The sequence below is a fragment of the Peribacillus sp. B65 genome, from assembly GCF_058513295.1.
Genome location: NZ_CP195840.1, coordinates 4,873,113 through 4,890,011, shown reverse-complemented (window position 1 = coordinate 4,890,011; position 16,899 = coordinate 4,873,113). Strand labels below are relative to the sequence as shown.

Below are 16,899 nucleotides of genomic sequence, written 5' to 3'. Positions count from 1 at the left end.
TAAAATTGGAACGTTGATTTCCACTCGAGGCACTCGCTTGCCGGGGTCTCCCCTGGACGCGCTTTTCCCGCAGGAGTCTCGTACCTTACGCTCCAATCAACTTTATTTTCCCTTTTAATTAGAACCCTTTTGCCTAGTTTTAAAATTAAGGTGATAAAAATACTTTCTAAAACATTTCCGCTAAATCCTTGAAATGATTACTTTAGATCAATTGATCAATAGAACGATTTTGTAAACGTCACGATCGTAACACCAGGTATGATAATAATATCCTAGAGTCTCTTTGAAAACGTGATTAGAAGAGGCTACCAAACATATTAGAGGATCTTTTTTTAGTACAATGTACGGAAAGAAGATCATCAAAAAAATGGAAGATTCACGAGAGGTTACCTATTATCTATACCTGATTCATTTCATTTCCAATAGTAAATCAGAATGGACTGCCAGGTGGCAGTCCATTTTTTATGCATGCTGGAAATTCAGTTTGAAGTTTCCGGCATTTCCTGTATAATGATATTCGTAAAATTAAACTGAAAGTTTACTTATATAAAACTTTATCTACTGTGGGTTTACTATAAGTAAACTGTTGAGGGTAAATATGATGCAAATTGGAAAAAAAATAAAGAACCTTCGCTTGAAAAAAGGATTGACCCAGGAAGAATTGGGGGAAAGAACGGATTTAAGCAAAGGTTATATTTCACAGTTGGAAAGGGATCTTAGTTCCCCATCAATTGAAACTCTTTTCAATATTTTAGAAGTGCTTGGCTGCACGCCGAAGCAGTTCTTCGATGAAGAGGATCAAGTCCAAAAGGTAGTGTATGAAGAAGAGGCACAAACGTTTTTCATCGATGAAGAACGCGGGTATCAAATCCAGTGGCTCGTGCCTGAATCGAATGAGAAGGAAATGGAACCTATTCGACTGACTCTCCAGGAAAAGGGGGAGTTCAAACAATTTGAACCATCCTTGTCGGAAACATTCGGCTATGTATTAAACGGAAGAGTCATTGTAAAGCTTGGTAAACATACGTATTTCGTCAAGGCAGGGGAGTCGATTTATTTTCATGCTTCAGATGAACATCAAATCATCAATGATTTTGAAGGTCCTTCCGATTTATTACTCGTGGTGACGGAATCATACTTATAGAATTCAAATCAAATGCAATCGCTGAAAATTGATGAGTAAGGTAATGGAGAGAGGGAAGAGCTATGGCAAACGGGAATATAATACGCTTCGATCAGGTTACGAAGCAATTCGATGATGATACGGTAGTTCTCGATAATGTTAGTTTTGAAATCGAGAGAGGGAAGTTCTATACGCTCTTGGGTCCTTCCGGATGCGGGAAGACTACGATCCTTCGTTTGATTGCCGGATTTACGGAAGCCTCCAAAGGTGATATTTACTTTGAAGGAAAAAGGATCAATGATGTGCCAGCCAATAAAAGGCAAGTGAATACGGTATTTCAAGATTATGCACTTTTTCCGCATTTAAATGTGTTTGAAAATGTAGCATTTGGTCTTCGGATTAAAAAAATGAAAAACTCGGAAGTGGAAATAAAGGTGAAGGAAGCCCTCAGCTTTGTTAATTTGGAGGGTTATGAAAAACGGGAGATCAGGGAAATGTCCGGCGGTCAGCGGCAACGGGTGGCGATTGCCAGGGCGATCGTTAATGAACCGGAAGTCATCCTTCTTGATGAACCGCTATCTGCCCTCGATTTGAAATTGCGTACAGAAATGCAATATGAATTGCGGGAGCTGCAACAGAGGCTTGGAATCACGTTTATCTTCGTCACTCATGACCAAGAGGAAGCATTAGCGATGTCAGATGAGATTTTTGTCCTTAACAAAGGGAAAATCCAGCAAAGCGGGACCCCTACGGATATTTATGATGAACCGCTGAATCGATTCGTTGCCGATTTCATCGGCGAGTCCAATATTGTAAAAGGAAAAATGATTGAAGATTACCTCGTGGAATTCGTCGGCAGACAGTTCGAATGTGTCGACCAAGGATTGAACAGTAATGAGGCTGTCGATATTGTCATCCGCCCGGAAGATTTAGAGATTACTTCCATCAATCGCGGGAAACTGCAAGTTCGTGTGGACTCCCAGCTATTTCGCGGAGTTCATTATGAAATCAGCTGCTATGACCATGATGGAAATGAATGGCTTGTCCAATCAACGAGAAAAGTGGCAGTTGGGGATGAAATAGGTCTGTATTTCGATCCGGAATCCATCCATGTCATGCGATTGGGTGAAACTGAAGAGGAATTCGATAAGCGTCTGGAAGCGTATCATGATGGGGAAAGTCATGAAGAATAAAATATCCCGTAATATTTACTTCATACCATATGTCTTATGGATTGCTTTATTCGTTATCGCACCCATTTTGTTGATCCTTTACTACTCCTTCTTTGATATTGAAGGCAATTTATCTTTGATTAACTATCAAAAGTTCTTTACGCCAGTATATTTAAAAATGACTTTAAGCTCATTCTGGTATGCGTTCCTGATTACGGGGATATCCCTTTTAGTCGCCTATCCGACAGCATATTTGTTAACGAAAACCAAGCATAAGCAGCTATGGCTTTTGCTGATTATCGTGCCTTCCTGGATCAATTTACTTTTGAAGGCTTATGCCTTCATTGGTATCTTTGGCACGTATGGTGTGGCAAATGGTTTTCTGGAGGCGGTAGGAATCGGAAAGCAGCAGATTCTCTTTACCGATTTCAGCTTCATATTCGTTTCGGTTTATATTTTCATCCCGTTCATGATCTTACCGATATTCAATGCGCTTGATAAAATGAATCCAACCCTTCTGGATGCGGCCAATGACTTGGGGGCGTCCAGATGGATGACATTCCGCCGAGTCATTTTTCCATTGACGATAGATGGTGTAAAGACGGGATGCCAGGTAGTCTTCATCCCGGCACTTTCATTGTTCATGCTTACAAGACTGATTGCCGGTAACCGCGTCATTACGCTAGGTACGGCTATCGAGCAGCACTTCCTTGTAACACAGGATTGGGGAATGGGTTCCACAATTGCGGTATTTTTGATTATTATAATGTTCCTGATTATGTTTGTAACGGGTAACCGAAAGCAGGGTGTGTAAATTGGGCAATAAATTATCACCAATATCAAAAGCGTTTCTCGTTTTGATTTTTCTCATACTCTATGCACCGATTTTCTTTTTAGTCTTTTACTCTTTTAACAGCGGTGGAACGATGTATGACTTTAAAGGGTTCACGATGGAGTGGTACAAGGAGCTGTTCCAAGATACAAGGCTGTTGATCATTGTATTGAATACACTTGTGATTGCTTTATTATCTGCACTGATCGCAACGATCATCGGGGTGATAGGGGCAATTGGAATTCGGTCCTTTACGAGCAGCAAAGCTAAGAATACGGTATTGTCATTGAATAATGTATTGATTGTCAGTCCCGATGTGATCATCGGTGCTTCCTTCCTGATTTTATTCACGATGGCCGGGATCAAGCTTGGATTCTACTCGGTACTGTTGTCGCATATCGCCTTCAGTATCCCGATCGTTGTGCTTCTGGTCCTTCCGAAACTTCAGGAAATGAGCCCTACTTTAATTGATGCGGCACGGGATTTAGGGGCAAGCCGGTGGGATGTATTGACGAAGGTCATCCTTCCATACATCCTACCCGGTATTTTTGCTGGTTTTTTTATGGCATTGACTTATTCACTTGATGATTTTGCGGTTACGTTCTTTGTGACCGGTAATGGCTTCTCCACTCTTTCTGTGGAAATCTATTCATTGGCACGCCGTGGAATTTCATTGAATATCAATGCACTGTCGACACTGCTGTTCGTCGTGACACTGCTGTTGGTTGTCGTTTATTACTTTATAACACAACGTGTAAGGCAAACGGGAATGGGGGGGAAACGATGAAAAGGCTTGTCCAAATGTTTTTGATCATCTCCCTCGTATCGGCCTTGCTTCTATATGCGATTTCAAGATTGAATTCATCGCAGGGATTTACGAGCAGTAATACGCTTACCATCTATAATTGGGGAGATTACATCGATACCGATCTAATCGAACGTTTTGAAGAAGAGACGGGCATAAAGGTCATTTATGAGACATTTGATTCGAATGAGGCCATGATGACAAAGATCGAACAGGGCGGTACGACTTATGATATTGCCATTCCATCTGAGTATATGATCGATAAGATGAGGCAAGAAGACTTGCTCGTTCCCTTGGATCATTCCAAGCTTCCGAATTTGAAAAATATCGATGAGCGATTCATCGATCTGCCATTCGATCCGGAGAATAAATATTCCGTGCCGTATTTCTGGGGAACGGTTGGAATTGTTTACAATTCCAAGATGCTCGGTGGAAAGGAAATAACGGCCTGGGCGGATTTATGGGATAAAGATTTAAAAAATGAAATCCTTTTGACGGATGGAGCTAGAGAAGTGATGGGCATGGGCCTGAACTCTTTGAATTATTCATTGAATGATATAGATGAAGAACACCTTCAAGAGGCAAAATCCAAGCTAGATGCCCTCACCCCGAACATTAAAGCGATTGTCGGAGATGAAAGCCGCATGCTATTGGAAGCCCAGGAAGCGGCGATTGGCCTTGTTTGGTCGGGAGTCGCTTCTGAAATCATGGCTGAAAATGAAGATCTCGAATACGTTGTTCCAAAAGAGGGGTCCAATTTATGGTTTGATAATATGGTCATCCCGAAAACAACCAAAAATGTCGATGCTGCTCACCAGTTCATCAACTTCATGCTGGACCCGAAAGTTGCAGCACAGAACGCGGAATATGTAAGTTACTCGACACCTAATAAAGAAGCACTGAAATATATGCCTGAAGAAGTGGTGAAGGATGAACGTTTCTATCCATCTCCGGAACTGACAAAGAAACTGGAAGTTTACGAAAACCTGGGGAAGAAAAACTTAGCCCATTACAACGAACTCTTCCTTGAATTCAAGATGCATCGTAAATAACACACAAAAAAAGCATGGTGTAGGAATTCCCTCCGTACACCATGCTTTTTCGATTATGTGTTTCACGAGTATTTACTCCAAATCCACGAGTAAAAGCCCAAAACTCACGAGTATTTGCTCCAAACCCACGAGTGAAAGCCGAATTGCACTCTGTTACCTATTTATCAAAAGGCGAAATAACGGTATAATATCTTTTTTTGTAATGATCTACCAAAGTCTCAATGTAAAATGGTAGCAGAAGGAAATACTCTAAAATATATGTAGGTATATAAGTATGTTAGTATAATGATTGTGTTGGTGCATATTGAAGGTGGAACTAAAATCTTAAGGATTAATTAATAATTCCAAGCTATCATTATAGAAAAATTAAGGGAGAGTATTCATGAAACTATTAAGGAGCACGAAGGCATATATTTGGGCAGGGAGCATTTTAATCATTGGAGGGATCATGGCATTTGCGATGATTTCATCCACGGATAAGACAATGGCGAGTATCGATGGCGAGAAAATCAATAAGGATGAGCTGTATGACGCGCTTGTTGCGGGATACGGAGCAGATACTTTAGACCTGTTGATTACGAATAAATTGGTTGAATTGGAAGCGGAAAAAGCAGGGATTAAAATTAAGGATGAAGAAATCCAGAAAGAAATCGATGTTATGGTAGAGTCCTATGGTGATGAAAAGTCGCTAAAAGAGCAATTGGAAGCAAGCGGTTCTTCAATGGAAGCCTTAAAAAAGGACATCGTAGTTTATCTGCAAACGAAAAAACTGGTAGAACCGAGAATTACCGTGACGGATGAAGAAATCAGTACGTATTTTGAAGATAACAAAGATACATTTGCTCAAGCGGAACAAGTGGAAGCCAGTCATATTTTAGTCGAAGACGAAAAAACGGCTAAAAAGGTTGCGAAAGAAATCGCAGATGGCGGTGATTTCGCTAAATTGGCAGCTGAATATTCCACTGATACCGAAACGGCGGATAACGGTGGAAGCCTGGGGTATTTTGGGAAAGGCGATATGGTGGAAGAGTTTGAAAATGTTGCCTTTGATCTTGATATAAATAAAGTCAGTGATCCAGTCAAATCCGAATATGGATACCATATCATAAAAGTAACCGGTAAGAAGGAAGCAAAAAAAGCTAATTTAGAAGACAGTAAAGATGTAATTAAAGAAACGCTTCTTTCTGAAAGATTACAAGAGGAATATCCCGTTTGGTTAGCTGAAGTGAAAAAAGACCATGAGATAACGAATAAATTGGAGGACTCTAACTAAGGTATCAAGTGAAGGATATATGAAAAAACAAAAGGGTAATGGTGTACCTTTCATCGAATGATGTCCCCAATCCAATTGGCCCTACGTTCCAATCAACGTCCAAATTGTACAAGCCATAATAAAAGCTGAGGCATAATGCCTCAGCTTTTTTATATATTAGAAGTTGGATGAGATGGACTTTTGATTGGATAATCCTGAATTTTTAACGATTTCATCACTCTCTTTTTCACCTTTATCAATATCGGATTTCAATGATTGTGCTGGCGTTTCTTTCAGCTGTTTACCGGCTACGACCACCTTTGAACTGATGTCTTTTAATTCACTTGTTGCTTCCTTCGCTGTACCAAGGGCATCAGTGGAGATATCCTTTACTTCTGATACTTTACCCACCACGTCTTCATTGACGGTTTCATATAGTGTTTCGACGTCATTGATTGCCTCTTTAATCGTCTCGGTTGCCCCTTTGACTCCTGATACCATCTGTTCCTTCATTTCGCCGGGATTTTCCTTGACCTGTTCTATCATATTCATGGAGTTGTCTTTTAAAAGGACGGCTGAACGCTTTACTTTATTTCTTGTGTTGGAGTCAAGTAAGGTCAACGCACCACCAACAAGCCCCCCGATTAGAATCCCTTTTAAAAGTTTGCTATTCGTTTGAGTTTCGATAGTTGATTGAGTCATTTATATTTCCTCCTTTAGAATAGTGGATTGTATGCTTACTTTGGGTTTTCCCTTATTTACCATAAGTTAAACTGGAAATAATAAACTGTCATGGGATTGACATAATAAATAAAACAATAGTAATCTACATATAGTTAAATGACTGAACTACTTATTGGGAGGTGCAACGATGACTAATGTAAAAGTTACTGGATTGATTGATCGATATATGAAGGTTTCCTTCTATGTCAATAAGATGGGGGAGCTTTTAATAAAAGACCAGATTTGTGATGTGCTGACGAACGAACAATACTATACTTTACGGTTCATTCAACAACAGCGGTTGTGTACATCGACGGAAATCAGTGATGCCTTTTATGTTAATAAGAGTGCCGTCACATCCAACATCAATAGGCTGGAAGGCAAAGGATTGATAGAACGGGAACAGGACCTGGTTGACCGAAGGGTCTTTCACTTGAAGCTTTCAAAAGAGGGGGAAGCATTGTTACAGGAAACGGAAAATAAGATTCATAAGTTGGTAGAGAGCATCATGACGAAATTCGATTATGAAGAGATCGTTAGATTCCTTGATACATATGAGAAGCTTGCACAAATTTTCATACAAATGAAGAATGAGGAATGGGAGGAAATATAATGAGGGGGATCATAAAGGGAAGATGGCTGGTCATTATCGCTTGGGTTGCAATTACGGCAGGTCTATTGTTTGCGGCACCGAATATGGCGGACCTTGTCCGGGATAAGGGGCAGCTGGATGTACCGGCAGAGTACTCCTCTGGGATGGCCAATGAGCTAATGAAAGAGATCCAGGATAAGGATGAGTCACAAGTGGCCCTCGTATTTCATGGTGATAAGAAGCTGTCTTCCTCGGAATTGAAAGAGATTGAGATAGCGATCCAAAACCTTGAAAAGAATAAAGCAGAGCTTGGCATCAAAGAGGTCATGACCCATTTTAAAGAGCCCTCGCTAAAAGGTCAGTTGGTCTCGGAGAATGAAACGACGGTTTTGACATCCATCACGATGGTCAAGGGGGACCGAGAAGCTAAGGAAGTGATCGATGCCCTTTATAAAAAGCTGGAGCAAGTGGATGTCGAGCATTATTACACAAGCAGCTGGATGATCGATGAAGATCTTAATGCCAATTCCCAAGAAGGGCTGAAGAAAACTGAAGGCATCACGGTTGTCTTCATTCTGGCTGTATTGCTGATAGTCTTCCGTTCAGTGGTGGCACCGATCATTCCGTTGGTAACGGTAGGTTTCACTTATTTATGCTCACAATCCATCGTCTCATTCCTGGTGGATAAATGGGACTTTCCGATTTCGTCTTACACCCAAATATTCCTGGTAGGTATTTTATTTGGAATCGGGACTGATTATTGCATCCTGCTGCTTAGTCGTTTCAAGGAAGAGCTATCGTCACAGGAGTCATTGCCTGAAGCGATCGTTGCGACTTACCGAACTGCGGGTAAGACGGTCTTCTTCAGTGGGCTGACCGTAATGATTGGTTTTGCGGCAATCGGTTTTTCTACTTTTAAGCTCTATCAATCTGCGGCGGCCGTTGCCATAGGGGTTTTCATTTTAATGATCGCCCTCTATACGATCGTTCCATTTTTCATGGCGGTTCTTGGCAAAAAGCTATTCTGGCCGGCAAAAGGGAAACTTGAGCACAGTGAAAGTAAACTATGGGGAATTCTCGGTAACTTCTCCATGAACCGCCCATTGTTGGCGCTAATGATCGTTGCAATCGTCTGTGTTCCCTTTTTGTTTATGTATGATGGGAAGATTTCATATAACTCCCTTGAAGAAGCGGGTGATGATGTTCCTTCCATCATGGCATTTAATATCATTTCCGATGAATTCGGACCGGGACAATCCATGCCAACACAGATTGTCATAAAGAATGACGAACGCATGGATTCGGAAGAGTACGTCGCACTTGCTGAAAAAATCAGCCAGGAAGTCGTCAAGGTGGATGAAGTCGATGTAGTTCGATCCATGACCCGCCCGGCAGGTGAACCGATTAAGGATTTATTTGTAGCGAACCAGGCCGAAACTTTGGAGAAGGGAATCGGAGAAGGAAATGAAGGCATTAAACAAATAAGTGATGGATTAAAAACGGCAGGCAGTGAGCTTTCAGATTCAGGACCGCGGTTGAAGCAAGCGACGGACGGAATAGGGGGTCTAATATCCGGGACCAATGAATTAAAGAGCGGTGTAGGCCAGGTGGAGAAGGCGTTAACAAGCATTGAAGCAGGCATTCGCGATGGCTCTTCAGGGACTGGGGATATAAAAAATGGACTGAATGAGGTCAAGGCAAACTTGGAGAAGCTCGCCACCGGAAGCGGACAGCTCCTCGAAGGCTATAAACAATCAGCTAATGGGCTAAGTGGGCTCACAGATGGATACAAAGAGATTCAAACTAATCTTACGGGCGTATCACAAAGCCTTGCTGGCTTAAATCCTTCCTTTGAGCAAATGGAAGCCACTCATCCAGAATTACAGGCGGATCAGTCCTATCAAACGATCAAGCAAACAGTGCAAGGGGCACAGGGTGGCTTGGAGCCCATGGCAGCAGGCCTTGCCGAGCTAAATAGGAATCTTGGATCAGTGTCCGGCGGTTTGAATACGGCGAACGAAAATATGGCACAAATCGTAAACGGTCAAACATCTCTCGGGGAGGGCCTGAACCAATTGATTTCAGGTGTTGACACTTTACAAAAAGGTCTAAGCACGATGGCCAATGGTCAGGGGGAAGTCATAAATAATCTGTCAGGATTTAAAGGAGGCCTTACCAGCTTAAGTAATGGGCAGCAAGAACTCCTAAATGGTTTTTCAAGCCTCGGCGGGCAACTTACTGATTTGACAGATGGCTTAAATGAAAGTGCCGATGGCCTGAATGAAGTCCATGATGGACTATCGTCCGCACAGGGTTATTTATCAGGGCTGGCAAAAACGGATAAAACGGTAACAGGCATGTATATTCCCAAAGAAGTAGTCGAAAGCGAAGAATTTGGGGAAGCATTGAACGCGTATTTATCTGAAGACGGTAAAACCATGACCATGGATGTGGTGTTCAAGGCGAATCCATATTCCAATGAAGCAATCGAGCAAATTGATTCGATCGAGGCAACCGTTGAAAGAGTAACGAAAGATACAAAGCTAGAAAATGCGCAAGTGGCGATAGGGGGAATCACAAGTACACATCATGACTTGGGCATGATGTCTGAGGAGGATTTCTCACGGACGGTCGTTTTGATGCTGTCGGGTATCGCCATCATTCTCTTTTTCATGCTGCGATCCCTGGTCATGCCGATCTATTTGATTGTATCGCTCGTTTTGACTTATTATACAGCGGCAGCCATTACCGAGTTGCTTTTTGTTAATATTCTCGGTTACGCCGGCATCGGCTGGGCAGTTCCTTTCTTTGCTTTCGTCATCTTGATTGCTCTTGGCATTGACTATAGCATTTTCTTGATGGATCGCTTTAACGAATGGAAGGATAAACCGGTCAAGGAAGCGATGTTACTGTCCATGAGAAAAATGGGAACGGTGATCATCTCGGCAGCCGTAATTCTTGGCGGAACCTTTGCTGCCATGATGCCAGCAGGAGTTTTATCGCTCTTGGAGATAGCCACTTTAATATTGGTGGGGCTTGCTTTATATGCGTTTGTCATATTGCCATTGTTTATTCCAGTGATGGTTGCGACGTTCGGAAACGCGAATTGGTGGCCGTTTTTGAAAAATAAGGAATAAACTTAAATTAAAGAAGGCATCCGAATGGATGCCTTCAGTTTTTCGACTGAATGGGGGTTCTTGAATGGATGGAACCTCCCTAGATTGAATAAATTTGCGACACTCCTGGCCGAATAACTCCGCTAGATTGCTTGCTTTGATGAGAGCTTGGCAGACAGTTGGTGAAAAGGAGCGAATTTAAGGAGTGTTCCGCAAAATAAATGCTTCGGAATGCGAAGGTCGAATAAAATCGTGAACGGTCGAATAAAGAGTGGGCTAGGTCGAATAAAATCGTGAACGGTCGAATAAAGAGCGTGGTAGGTCGAATAAAGAGCGTGGTAGGTCGAATAAAATCGTGAACGGTCGAATAAAGAGCGTGGTAGGTCGAATAAAATCGTGAACGGCCAAAAAAAGTGTGTTGAAGGACGAAAAGCTGCGTGGACGGCCGAAAAAAGCTCCGGATGACGAATAACTGCGGCTCCGGAAACATATTCAAATAAAAAAACTGCAGACAATCTCGTTTTTCTTCGAGTTTGTCTACAGTAAGAAGGCATCCGCATGGATGCCTTCTTTAATTATGTATTCCTTTGTGGCTAAACCGATTCATAATTGGGGGATTCTTGTTTTATATTTCGCGATGATCTTTTGATTGTGTTCATCTGCCCCTTCGATATTACTGCTTAGGAATACGGGAGGGGTCTCCCCTGATTCAATAATCGTTTGGATGACTTGCGTGAAAATCATATTGAGGAGAACGGCCCCGACCACGGTCGATCCAGAACCAAAAGGTATATTATTTGATTTCAGTAATGTGTCACCTTTGGCAATATGATTGTCTATGACCAAATCAACGACATCGTGGAGATAATGCTTCTGTTTATGCCGTGAAGGACAACTTTTTGCATACTCCGGTGATGTTAGTCCAATGACGAAGGCCCCTTTTTCTTTTGCGATAGTGGCGACATCTATGGGAACGGGATTTACGCCGGATGATGAAATGACGATACAGACATCACCAGGACGGATATCCTCATCATGCATGAATTTCTCTGATAGGTCATTTTGCCGTTCAAGTTGGGATGATCTTGAAGCACCCTTAAAAAGCATCAAATCCTCAACGAAAATAGGACGAATTGCTGCTAACCCACCTGCCCGGTAGAATACCTCTTCGGTCAAAATATGAGAGTGCCCGCTTCCGAATAAATGGATGATTCCATCTGACATCACTGCTTTTGCGATATGTTCCACAGATTCCTTAATTGATTGCTTTTCCTGTTCTTCCACAATTGTGAGTAAAGCCTGCACTTCTTCAAAGTATGAGTTCATATATGTGACACCCTCCGATTGAAAATATTCAATTTTATCTGCTTATTTTGATACTGAACTTATACCTGTCCGCACGATAAGCCGATTTAACATATTCAAGGGGAGTTCCATCTATCAGGAACGTATGCCTTTGAATGAATAATATGGGTGAGTGCTTTGGAATCGCTAAATGGGTGACTTCTAATTCAGAAGCAATCGATGATTCCAACGTTTGTGTAGCATAGTCTATTTTAAGTTTAACGTAGTTCTCCACATATTGGTAAAGAGAAAGGTTAATGATTTCTTCCGTTAATCCTTTAATTAAATTGGCAGACATGTACACGGTCTCGAGCGCCATTGGAACATCATCAGCCAACCGAATGCGTTTTATTTCATAAACGGGAGCATAAAGGGAAATGTGCAATTCACTGGCAATCTTCTTATCGGCCGGAATGATTTCAAAGCTCAGCAGCTTACTGCTTGGATTCAAACCCCTGGCTTTCATGTCCTCGGTAAAACTGGTCAACCCATTGAGCTGCTGCTCCAACTTCTTATCGGCGACAAAGGTTCCCCTTCCTTTTTGACGGTATAAGTATCCGTCATTCACCAAATTATTTATGGCTTGCCGGACGGTCATCCGGCTAATTCCGAATTGCTCGGCATATTCACGTTCAGATGGAAGGGCATCGTGCGCTTGGAACTCACCGTTTTCTATTTGTCTTTTTATTTGTTCTTCGATTTGAAAATAAATCGGAAGAGGTGAGTTTTTATCAATCATCGACTTTCGCTCCTTTTAGGGTATTAATACTCCGGATAACGCTTTTTGGTCTGCGATAATTGTAACATTATTATGTTTTTTTAGGATAGATGCAGGGAATTCCTCTGAAATGTCACCGTGTATCAATTTCTTCAGTGTTTCGGCTTTTTCTTCACCAGATATCAGCAGCAGAATTTCTTTGCTTTTCATGATTGTTGAAATGCCCATCGTAACGGCATGTGTAGGAACTTCGTCTATGGAATCGAAATAACGTGCATTCGCTTGGCGCGTTGAATCCTCGAGTGTCACGACATGTGTTCCTGATGTGAAGGAAGTTCCAGGTTCATTAAAACCAATATGGCCATTTTGCCCAATGCCAAGTATCTGAAGATCGATCCCTCCGACGGAATCTATCATTTCATCATACCGTTTACATTCTCCGTTCGTGTCATCTGCTGTGCCATTTGGCAGGTGAGTGCGCTCTTTATTTATATTGATGTGAGTGAATAGGGAGTCATTCATATAATAATGGTAACTGTTTGGATCATTTGGTTTTAAGCCGATATACTCGTCAAGATTAAAAGACGTTACATGTTCATAAGATGTATGATTGCGCACGTGATCTTCAATCAAATTATCGTACATTCCTTTAGGGGTACCGCCTGTTGCAAGGCCCAATTTGATATTAGGATTTCCTTTGACCTTTCCGATCACTATTTCTGCGGCTGTCCGGCTCATTTCCATGTAGTCCTGCACTTGTATGATATTCATTATACATTCTCCTTTTTAAAAGCTATATTTCCTCTGCAGAACGTCATTTCAACGTCCAAGCGGTCATTCAATATTACAAGATCGGCGTCTTTGCCGACCTGGATGCTTCCTTTCCTGTCAAAAATCCGAAGTTGTTTGGCAGGGTTTTCCGCCGTCATTTTTATAATGTCAGTCATGGAACAATCGGTATATTCCATTGTGTTCTTGATGGCATCGTTCATTTTCAATATACTGCCGGCTAGTGTACCATCTGAAAGCGTTGCTTTCGTTTCGTTAACATACACAGGCTGACCGCCTAAATCATAGGTTCCCTTTTCAAGCCATTTGGCACGAAGCGAATCCGTTATCAAGATCATTCGTTCGCTGGTAATTTGGTTATATGCCAGCTTGATCATTTCCGGCCTGCAATGAATGCCGTCAGCAATAAGTTCAACATATAGCTCGTCTCGAAGATAAGCAGCTCCCAAAACACCGGGTTCACGGTGATGGAGTCCCCGCATCCCATTATAAAGATGTGTAACGTGGGTAGTCCCTGCTTGGATTGCTTCATCGATTTGGTCATATGTTGCATCTGAATGTCCAATGGAAGCGACGACGCCAGTTGCCTTTAAGTGAGCGGCAAGATCTAATCCGTTTGGTTGTTCAGGAGCAAGCGTTACAAGCTTGATTTGATTTTCGGCCATTTCCTGCCACCTTTTAAATAGAGTGACATCAGGGTCAACGATATGCTCTTCAGGCTGTGCTCCTTTACGGACCGGTGATATGAAAGGACCTTCTAAATGGATTCCAATTATTTCAGCGTGTTCTTGAGATTGATTTTCGATATATTTACCAGCATTAAGAAGTGCTGATTCAATGGCTTCGGCAGTTTGAGTCATTGTAGTGGCCAGAAAGCTGGTGGTTCCTTCTTTGGGAAGAGTCTCTGCCATTGTGGATAATGCTTCATGTGTGGCATCCATTGCATCGGAATTGGATGCTCCGTGAATGTGGATGTCGATCGCACCGGGAATTACCTGATAATCCGGTGAAAGAGTAATTACCTCGGCATCATCATCCTGTCTGTATTGGCTGACTGGACCAACTTCGGCAATTTTTCCATCCACGACTTTAATATACCCATTTTTGTATGTTTCCTTTTCGCTATGAACTATTAGATTATTAATAATGAATGTTTTCATACATAATCTCCTTTATGAAAGTAAAACTTAATGAATGAGTCAATATATTTTGCCCTCATTTTATCGTTTTTATTAAAAGTTGTCTAGACCAGTTGGGGTATATCAGGATTAAAAAAGCATTTTTTGCTTTTTTTTCGAAGAAAATAGTATATTTTTAAGTGAATTGGTATAGACATCTATATATTTTCTGTGCTAGTATAAGCCAAAGAAAAGTTATTATATTGATAAAATGAAAACGCTTTATACGTCTTTTCGTTCTGCTGAATCAAAAGAAGTTAGGAACAAGGGAGATGAGTTCGATGTTAAATTTTTTACAAAAGATAGGTAAGGCTTTAATGTTACCGATTGCTGTTTTGCCAGCAGCGGCTTTATTGCTTCGTTTAGGGCAACCGGATTTACTCAATATTCCATTTATGGCTGCCTCGGGACAAGCCATTTTTGATAATCTTGCCATATTGTTCGCTTTAGGTATAGCGATTGGATTATCCAAAGATGGAAGCGGTGCTGCGGCATTGGCAGGTCTTGTTGGTTACTTTGTTTTAACGAATGGTACACAAGCGATTAATAAAGATATCAACATGGCTGTTTTAGGCGGTATTATATCCGGTATAGTTGCCGCTCTTCTATATAATAGATACTCCGACATAAGACTCCCTGAATGGCTTGGATTCTTTTCAGGGAAACGATTCGTCCCGATCATCACTTCGCTTGCGATGATTATACTTGCGGCAATATTCGGTTTTGTTTGGCCGCCGATTCAAGATGTAATCAATAGTGTTGGTGACTGGATTACAGGTGCAGGGGCATTGGGTGCCGGCGTATTCGGCGTATTGAATCGCTTATTGCTTCCAGTAGGATTGCATCATGTCTTGAATAGTATGGTTTGGTTCGTCTTTGGTGAATACAATGGAGCGACAGGTGATATAAATCGTTTCTTTGCAGGGGACCCGACTGCTGGGCCCTTCATGACCGGCTTTTTCCCGATCATGATGTTCGGTCTTCCAGCTGCGGCATTAGCAATGATTGCAGCTGCAAAGAAAGAGAAACGTAAATTGGTGACGGGGATGCTTGTTGGGTTAGCGTTCACTTCTTTCCTTACAGGAATCACTGAACCGATTGAATTTCTGTTCATGTTCATCGCACCGGTGTTATATGTAATACATGCCCTTTTAACCGGGGTCTCTCTGGCACTTGCTGTTATATTGGATATCCATCATGGTTTTGGATTCTCCGCAGGAGCCATTGATTATTTCTTGAACTTTGGTATTGCGCAAAAACCGCTATGGTTAATACCGATTGGATTGGTATACGCGGCAGTTTACTTCGTGATTTTCTATTTTGTCATCAAGGTCATGGATTTAAAAACACCTGGCCGTGAAGACGATGAGGAAGAAGTGGAAGAAGAAACTCTTGTGAAAACAGGGGATAAATATACCGATATGGGATCGCTTTTCATTCAAGATCTTGGCGGTAAAGAGAATATAAAGCTAATTGATAACTGTGCAACACGCTTGCGTTTACAAGTGGCCGATTCAGGAAATGTGAATGAAGCAGCCTTAAAACGGCATGGTGCGCGCGGTGTCATGAAGTTGAATAAATCGAGTGTGCAGGTCATTGTTGGAACGAATGTTGAATTCGTTGCAAATGCAATGAAACAACTTGTCAAGAATGGCGTCGACCCAAGCCAAGTGAAAGCAATTCCATCTGCACAAGTGGCAGAGGATATAGTAGAGGAAAACCAAGCTTTGGGTGCAAATGACTTTGTCCTTCCAATTGAAGGAACCGTTTTACCGATAGAACAAGTTCCCGATCAAGTGTTTGCTATGAAAATGATGGGGGATGGCTTTGCTATCGAGCCAGTCAACGGAAAACTAGTATCCCCAATCGATGGGGAAGTGCTAAGTATCTTCCCGACAAATCATGCACTGGGATTGAAAATGGATAATGGTCTGGAAATTTTGATCCATGTTGGTTTAGATACGGTTAAATTAAATGGAGAAGGGTTTACATCTCTTGTACAAGAGGGTCAAAGACTAACAAAAGGAACACCTCTTTTGGAAATTGATTTAGATTTCATAAAACGGAATGCCCCATCAACGGTCACTCCTATTATATTCACTAACTTACCTGAAGGAACGGCAGTGAAATTGCAAAAGTCAGGGATCCAGAAACAAAATACACCAGATATCATCAAGTTGGAAAAACTATAAATTTATCAAAA

14 protein-coding genes are annotated in these 16,899 nt (G+C 41.7%); 9 read left to right on the top strand and 5 right to left on the bottom strand.

Going from position 1 to position 16,899, the window contains the following annotated elements; genetic code table 11:
* Positions 1 to 601 precede the first annotated feature (601 nt).
* The 6 genes from ACSR9O_RS23905 (at position 602) to ACSR9O_RS23880 (ending at position 6,257) form a co-directional block, all read left to right on the top strand.
* A complete protein-coding gene (locus tag ACSR9O_RS23905) occupies positions 602 to 1,144 on the top strand; it encodes a helix-turn-helix domain-containing protein (RefSeq protein ID WP_230178743.1) in 543 nt (180 codons plus the stop codon).
* 62 nt (positions 1,145 to 1,206) lie between these two features.
* Positions 1,207 to 2,316, top strand: a complete 1,110-nt coding sequence (locus ACSR9O_RS23900; protein WP_101225687.1) for an ABC transporter ATP-binding protein — start codon at positions 1,207 to 1,209, stop codon at positions 2,314 to 2,316.
* Positions 2,306 to 3,109: an ABC transporter permease gene (locus ACSR9O_RS23895; protein ID WP_101225717.1), complete on the top strand. Its 804-nt coding sequence runs from the start codon at positions 2,306 to 2,308 to the stop codon at positions 3,107 to 3,109. The genes ACSR9O_RS23900 and ACSR9O_RS23895 overlap by 11 nt, the downstream gene beginning before the upstream one ends.
* A 1-nt stretch (position 3,110) precedes the next feature.
* Positions 3,111 to 3,914 carry an ABC transporter permease gene (locus tag ACSR9O_RS23890; protein ID WP_034304873.1) on the top strand — a complete coding sequence of 268 codons (804 nt, stop codon included), beginning with the start codon at positions 3,111 to 3,113 and terminating at the stop codon, positions 3,912 to 3,914.
* Positions 3,911 to 4,984, top strand: coding sequence for an ABC transporter substrate-binding protein (locus tag ACSR9O_RS23885; protein WP_144480945.1), 1,074 nt, complete (start codon positions 3,911 to 3,913; stop codon positions 4,982 to 4,984). The genes ACSR9O_RS23890 and ACSR9O_RS23885 overlap by 4 nt, the downstream gene beginning before the upstream one ends.
* Before the next feature lie 382 nt (positions 4,985 to 5,366).
* Positions 5,367 to 6,257, top strand: coding sequence for a peptidylprolyl isomerase (locus ACSR9O_RS23880; protein ID WP_101225689.1), 891 nt, complete (start codon positions 5,367 to 5,369; stop codon positions 6,255 to 6,257).
* A gap of 156 nt (positions 6,258 to 6,413) precedes the next feature.
* Here the strand turns inward: ACSR9O_RS23880 and ACSR9O_RS23875 are convergent, their stop codons facing one another.
* Positions 6,414 to 6,938, bottom strand: a complete 525-nt coding sequence (locus ACSR9O_RS23875) for a YtxH domain-containing protein (RefSeq protein WP_491725223.1) — start codon at positions 6,936 to 6,938, stop codon at positions 6,414 to 6,416.
* Positions 6,939 to 7,107: 169 nt separating this feature from the next.
* Here ACSR9O_RS23875 and ACSR9O_RS23870 point away from each other — a divergent pair, with 169 nt between their 5' ends.
* Positions 7,108 to 7,572: a MarR family winged helix-turn-helix transcriptional regulator gene (locus ACSR9O_RS23870; RefSeq protein ID WP_101225690.1), complete on the top strand. Its 465-nt coding sequence runs from the start codon at positions 7,108 to 7,110 to the stop codon at positions 7,570 to 7,572.
* Positions 7,572 to 10,688, top strand: coding sequence for an MMPL family transporter (locus tag ACSR9O_RS23865; protein WP_101225691.1), 3,117 nt, complete (start codon positions 7,572 to 7,574; stop codon positions 10,686 to 10,688). Before ACSR9O_RS23870 ends, ACSR9O_RS23865 begins: the two co-directional genes overlap by 1 nt.
* Before the next feature lie 582 nt (positions 10,689 to 11,270).
* Here ACSR9O_RS23865 and ACSR9O_RS23860 read toward each other — a convergent pair.
* Genes ACSR9O_RS23860 through nagA form a run of 4 tightly spaced genes read right to left on the bottom strand, consistent with a single transcriptional unit; the run spans position 11,271 to position 14,678 of the window.
* Positions 11,271 to 11,993 (bottom strand): SIS domain-containing protein, encoded by a 723-nt coding sequence (locus ACSR9O_RS23860; protein WP_260359303.1) that lies wholly within the window; start codon positions 11,991 to 11,993, stop codon positions 11,271 to 11,273.
* Between the two features lie 34 nt (positions 11,994 to 12,027).
* Entirely contained in the window at positions 12,028 to 12,750 is a 723-nt protein-coding gene (locus tag ACSR9O_RS23855) for a GntR family transcriptional regulator (protein ID WP_101225693.1), read from the bottom strand.
* Between the two features lie 15 nt (positions 12,751 to 12,765).
* Entirely contained in the window at positions 12,766 to 13,500 is a 735-nt protein-coding gene (gene nagB, locus ACSR9O_RS23850) for a glucosamine-6-phosphate deaminase (protein WP_230178693.1), read from the bottom strand.
* Complete coding sequence (nagA, locus tag ACSR9O_RS23845) at positions 13,500 to 14,678, bottom strand: N-acetylglucosamine-6-phosphate deacetylase (RefSeq protein ID WP_491725222.1); 1,179 nt, start codon at positions 14,676 to 14,678, stop codon at positions 13,500 to 13,502. Before nagA ends, nagB begins: the two co-directional genes overlap by 1 nt.
* Positions 14,679 to 14,977: 299 nt before the next feature.
* Between nagA and nagE the strand changes: the two genes are divergently transcribed.
* Complete coding sequence (nagE, locus tag ACSR9O_RS23840) at positions 14,978 to 16,888, top strand: N-acetylglucosamine-specific PTS transporter subunit IIBC (RefSeq protein ID WP_491725221.1); 1,911 nt, start codon at positions 14,978 to 14,980, stop codon at positions 16,886 to 16,888.
* Positions 16,889 to 16,899: the final 11 nt, after the last annotated feature.

Excerpts from the sequence above, each read along its gene's own strand:
- ACSR9O_RS23905 (WP_230178743.1), top strand. The coding sequence starts at position 602 with ATGCAAATTGGAAAAAAAATAAAGAACCTTCGCTTGAAAAAAGGATTG.
- ACSR9O_RS23900 (WP_101225687.1), top strand. The coding sequence starts at position 1,207 with ATGGCAAACGGGAATATAATACGCTTCGATCAGGTTACGAAGCAATTC.
- ACSR9O_RS23895 (WP_101225717.1), top strand. The coding sequence starts at position 2,306 with ATGAAGAATAAAATATCCCGTAATATTTACTTCATACCATATGTCTTA.
- ACSR9O_RS23885 (WP_144480945.1), top strand. The coding sequence starts at position 3,911 with ATGAAAAGGCTTGTCCAAATGTTTTTGATCATCTCCCTCGTATCGGCC.
- ACSR9O_RS23880 (WP_101225689.1), top strand. The coding sequence starts at position 5,367 with ATGAAACTATTAAGGAGCACGAAGGCATATATTTGGGCAGGGAGCATT.
- ACSR9O_RS23875 (WP_491725223.1), bottom strand. The coding sequence starts at position 6,938 with ATGACTCAATCAACTATCGAAACTCAAACGAATAGCAAACTTTTAAAA.
- ACSR9O_RS23870 (WP_101225690.1), top strand. The coding sequence starts at position 7,108 with ATGACTAATGTAAAAGTTACTGGATTGATTGATCGATATATGAAGGTT.
- ACSR9O_RS23865 (WP_101225691.1), top strand. The coding sequence starts at position 7,572 with ATGAGGGGGATCATAAAGGGAAGATGGCTGGTCATTATCGCTTGGGTT.
- ACSR9O_RS23860 (WP_260359303.1), bottom strand. The coding sequence starts at position 11,993 with ATGAACTCATACTTTGAAGAAGTGCAGGCTTTACTCACAATTGTGGAA.
- ACSR9O_RS23855 (WP_101225693.1), bottom strand. The coding sequence starts at position 12,750 with ATGATTGATAAAAACTCACCTCTTCCGATTTATTTTCAAATCGAAGAA.
- nagB (WP_230178693.1), bottom strand. The coding sequence starts at position 13,500 with ATGAATATCATACAAGTGCAGGACTACATGGAAATGAGCCGGACAGCC.
- nagA (WP_491725222.1), bottom strand. The coding sequence starts at position 14,678 with ATGAAAACATTCATTATTAATAATCTAATAGTTCATAGCGAAAAGGAA.
- nagE (WP_491725221.1), top strand. The coding sequence starts at position 14,978 with ATGTTAAATTTTTTACAAAAGATAGGTAAGGCTTTAATGTTACCGATT.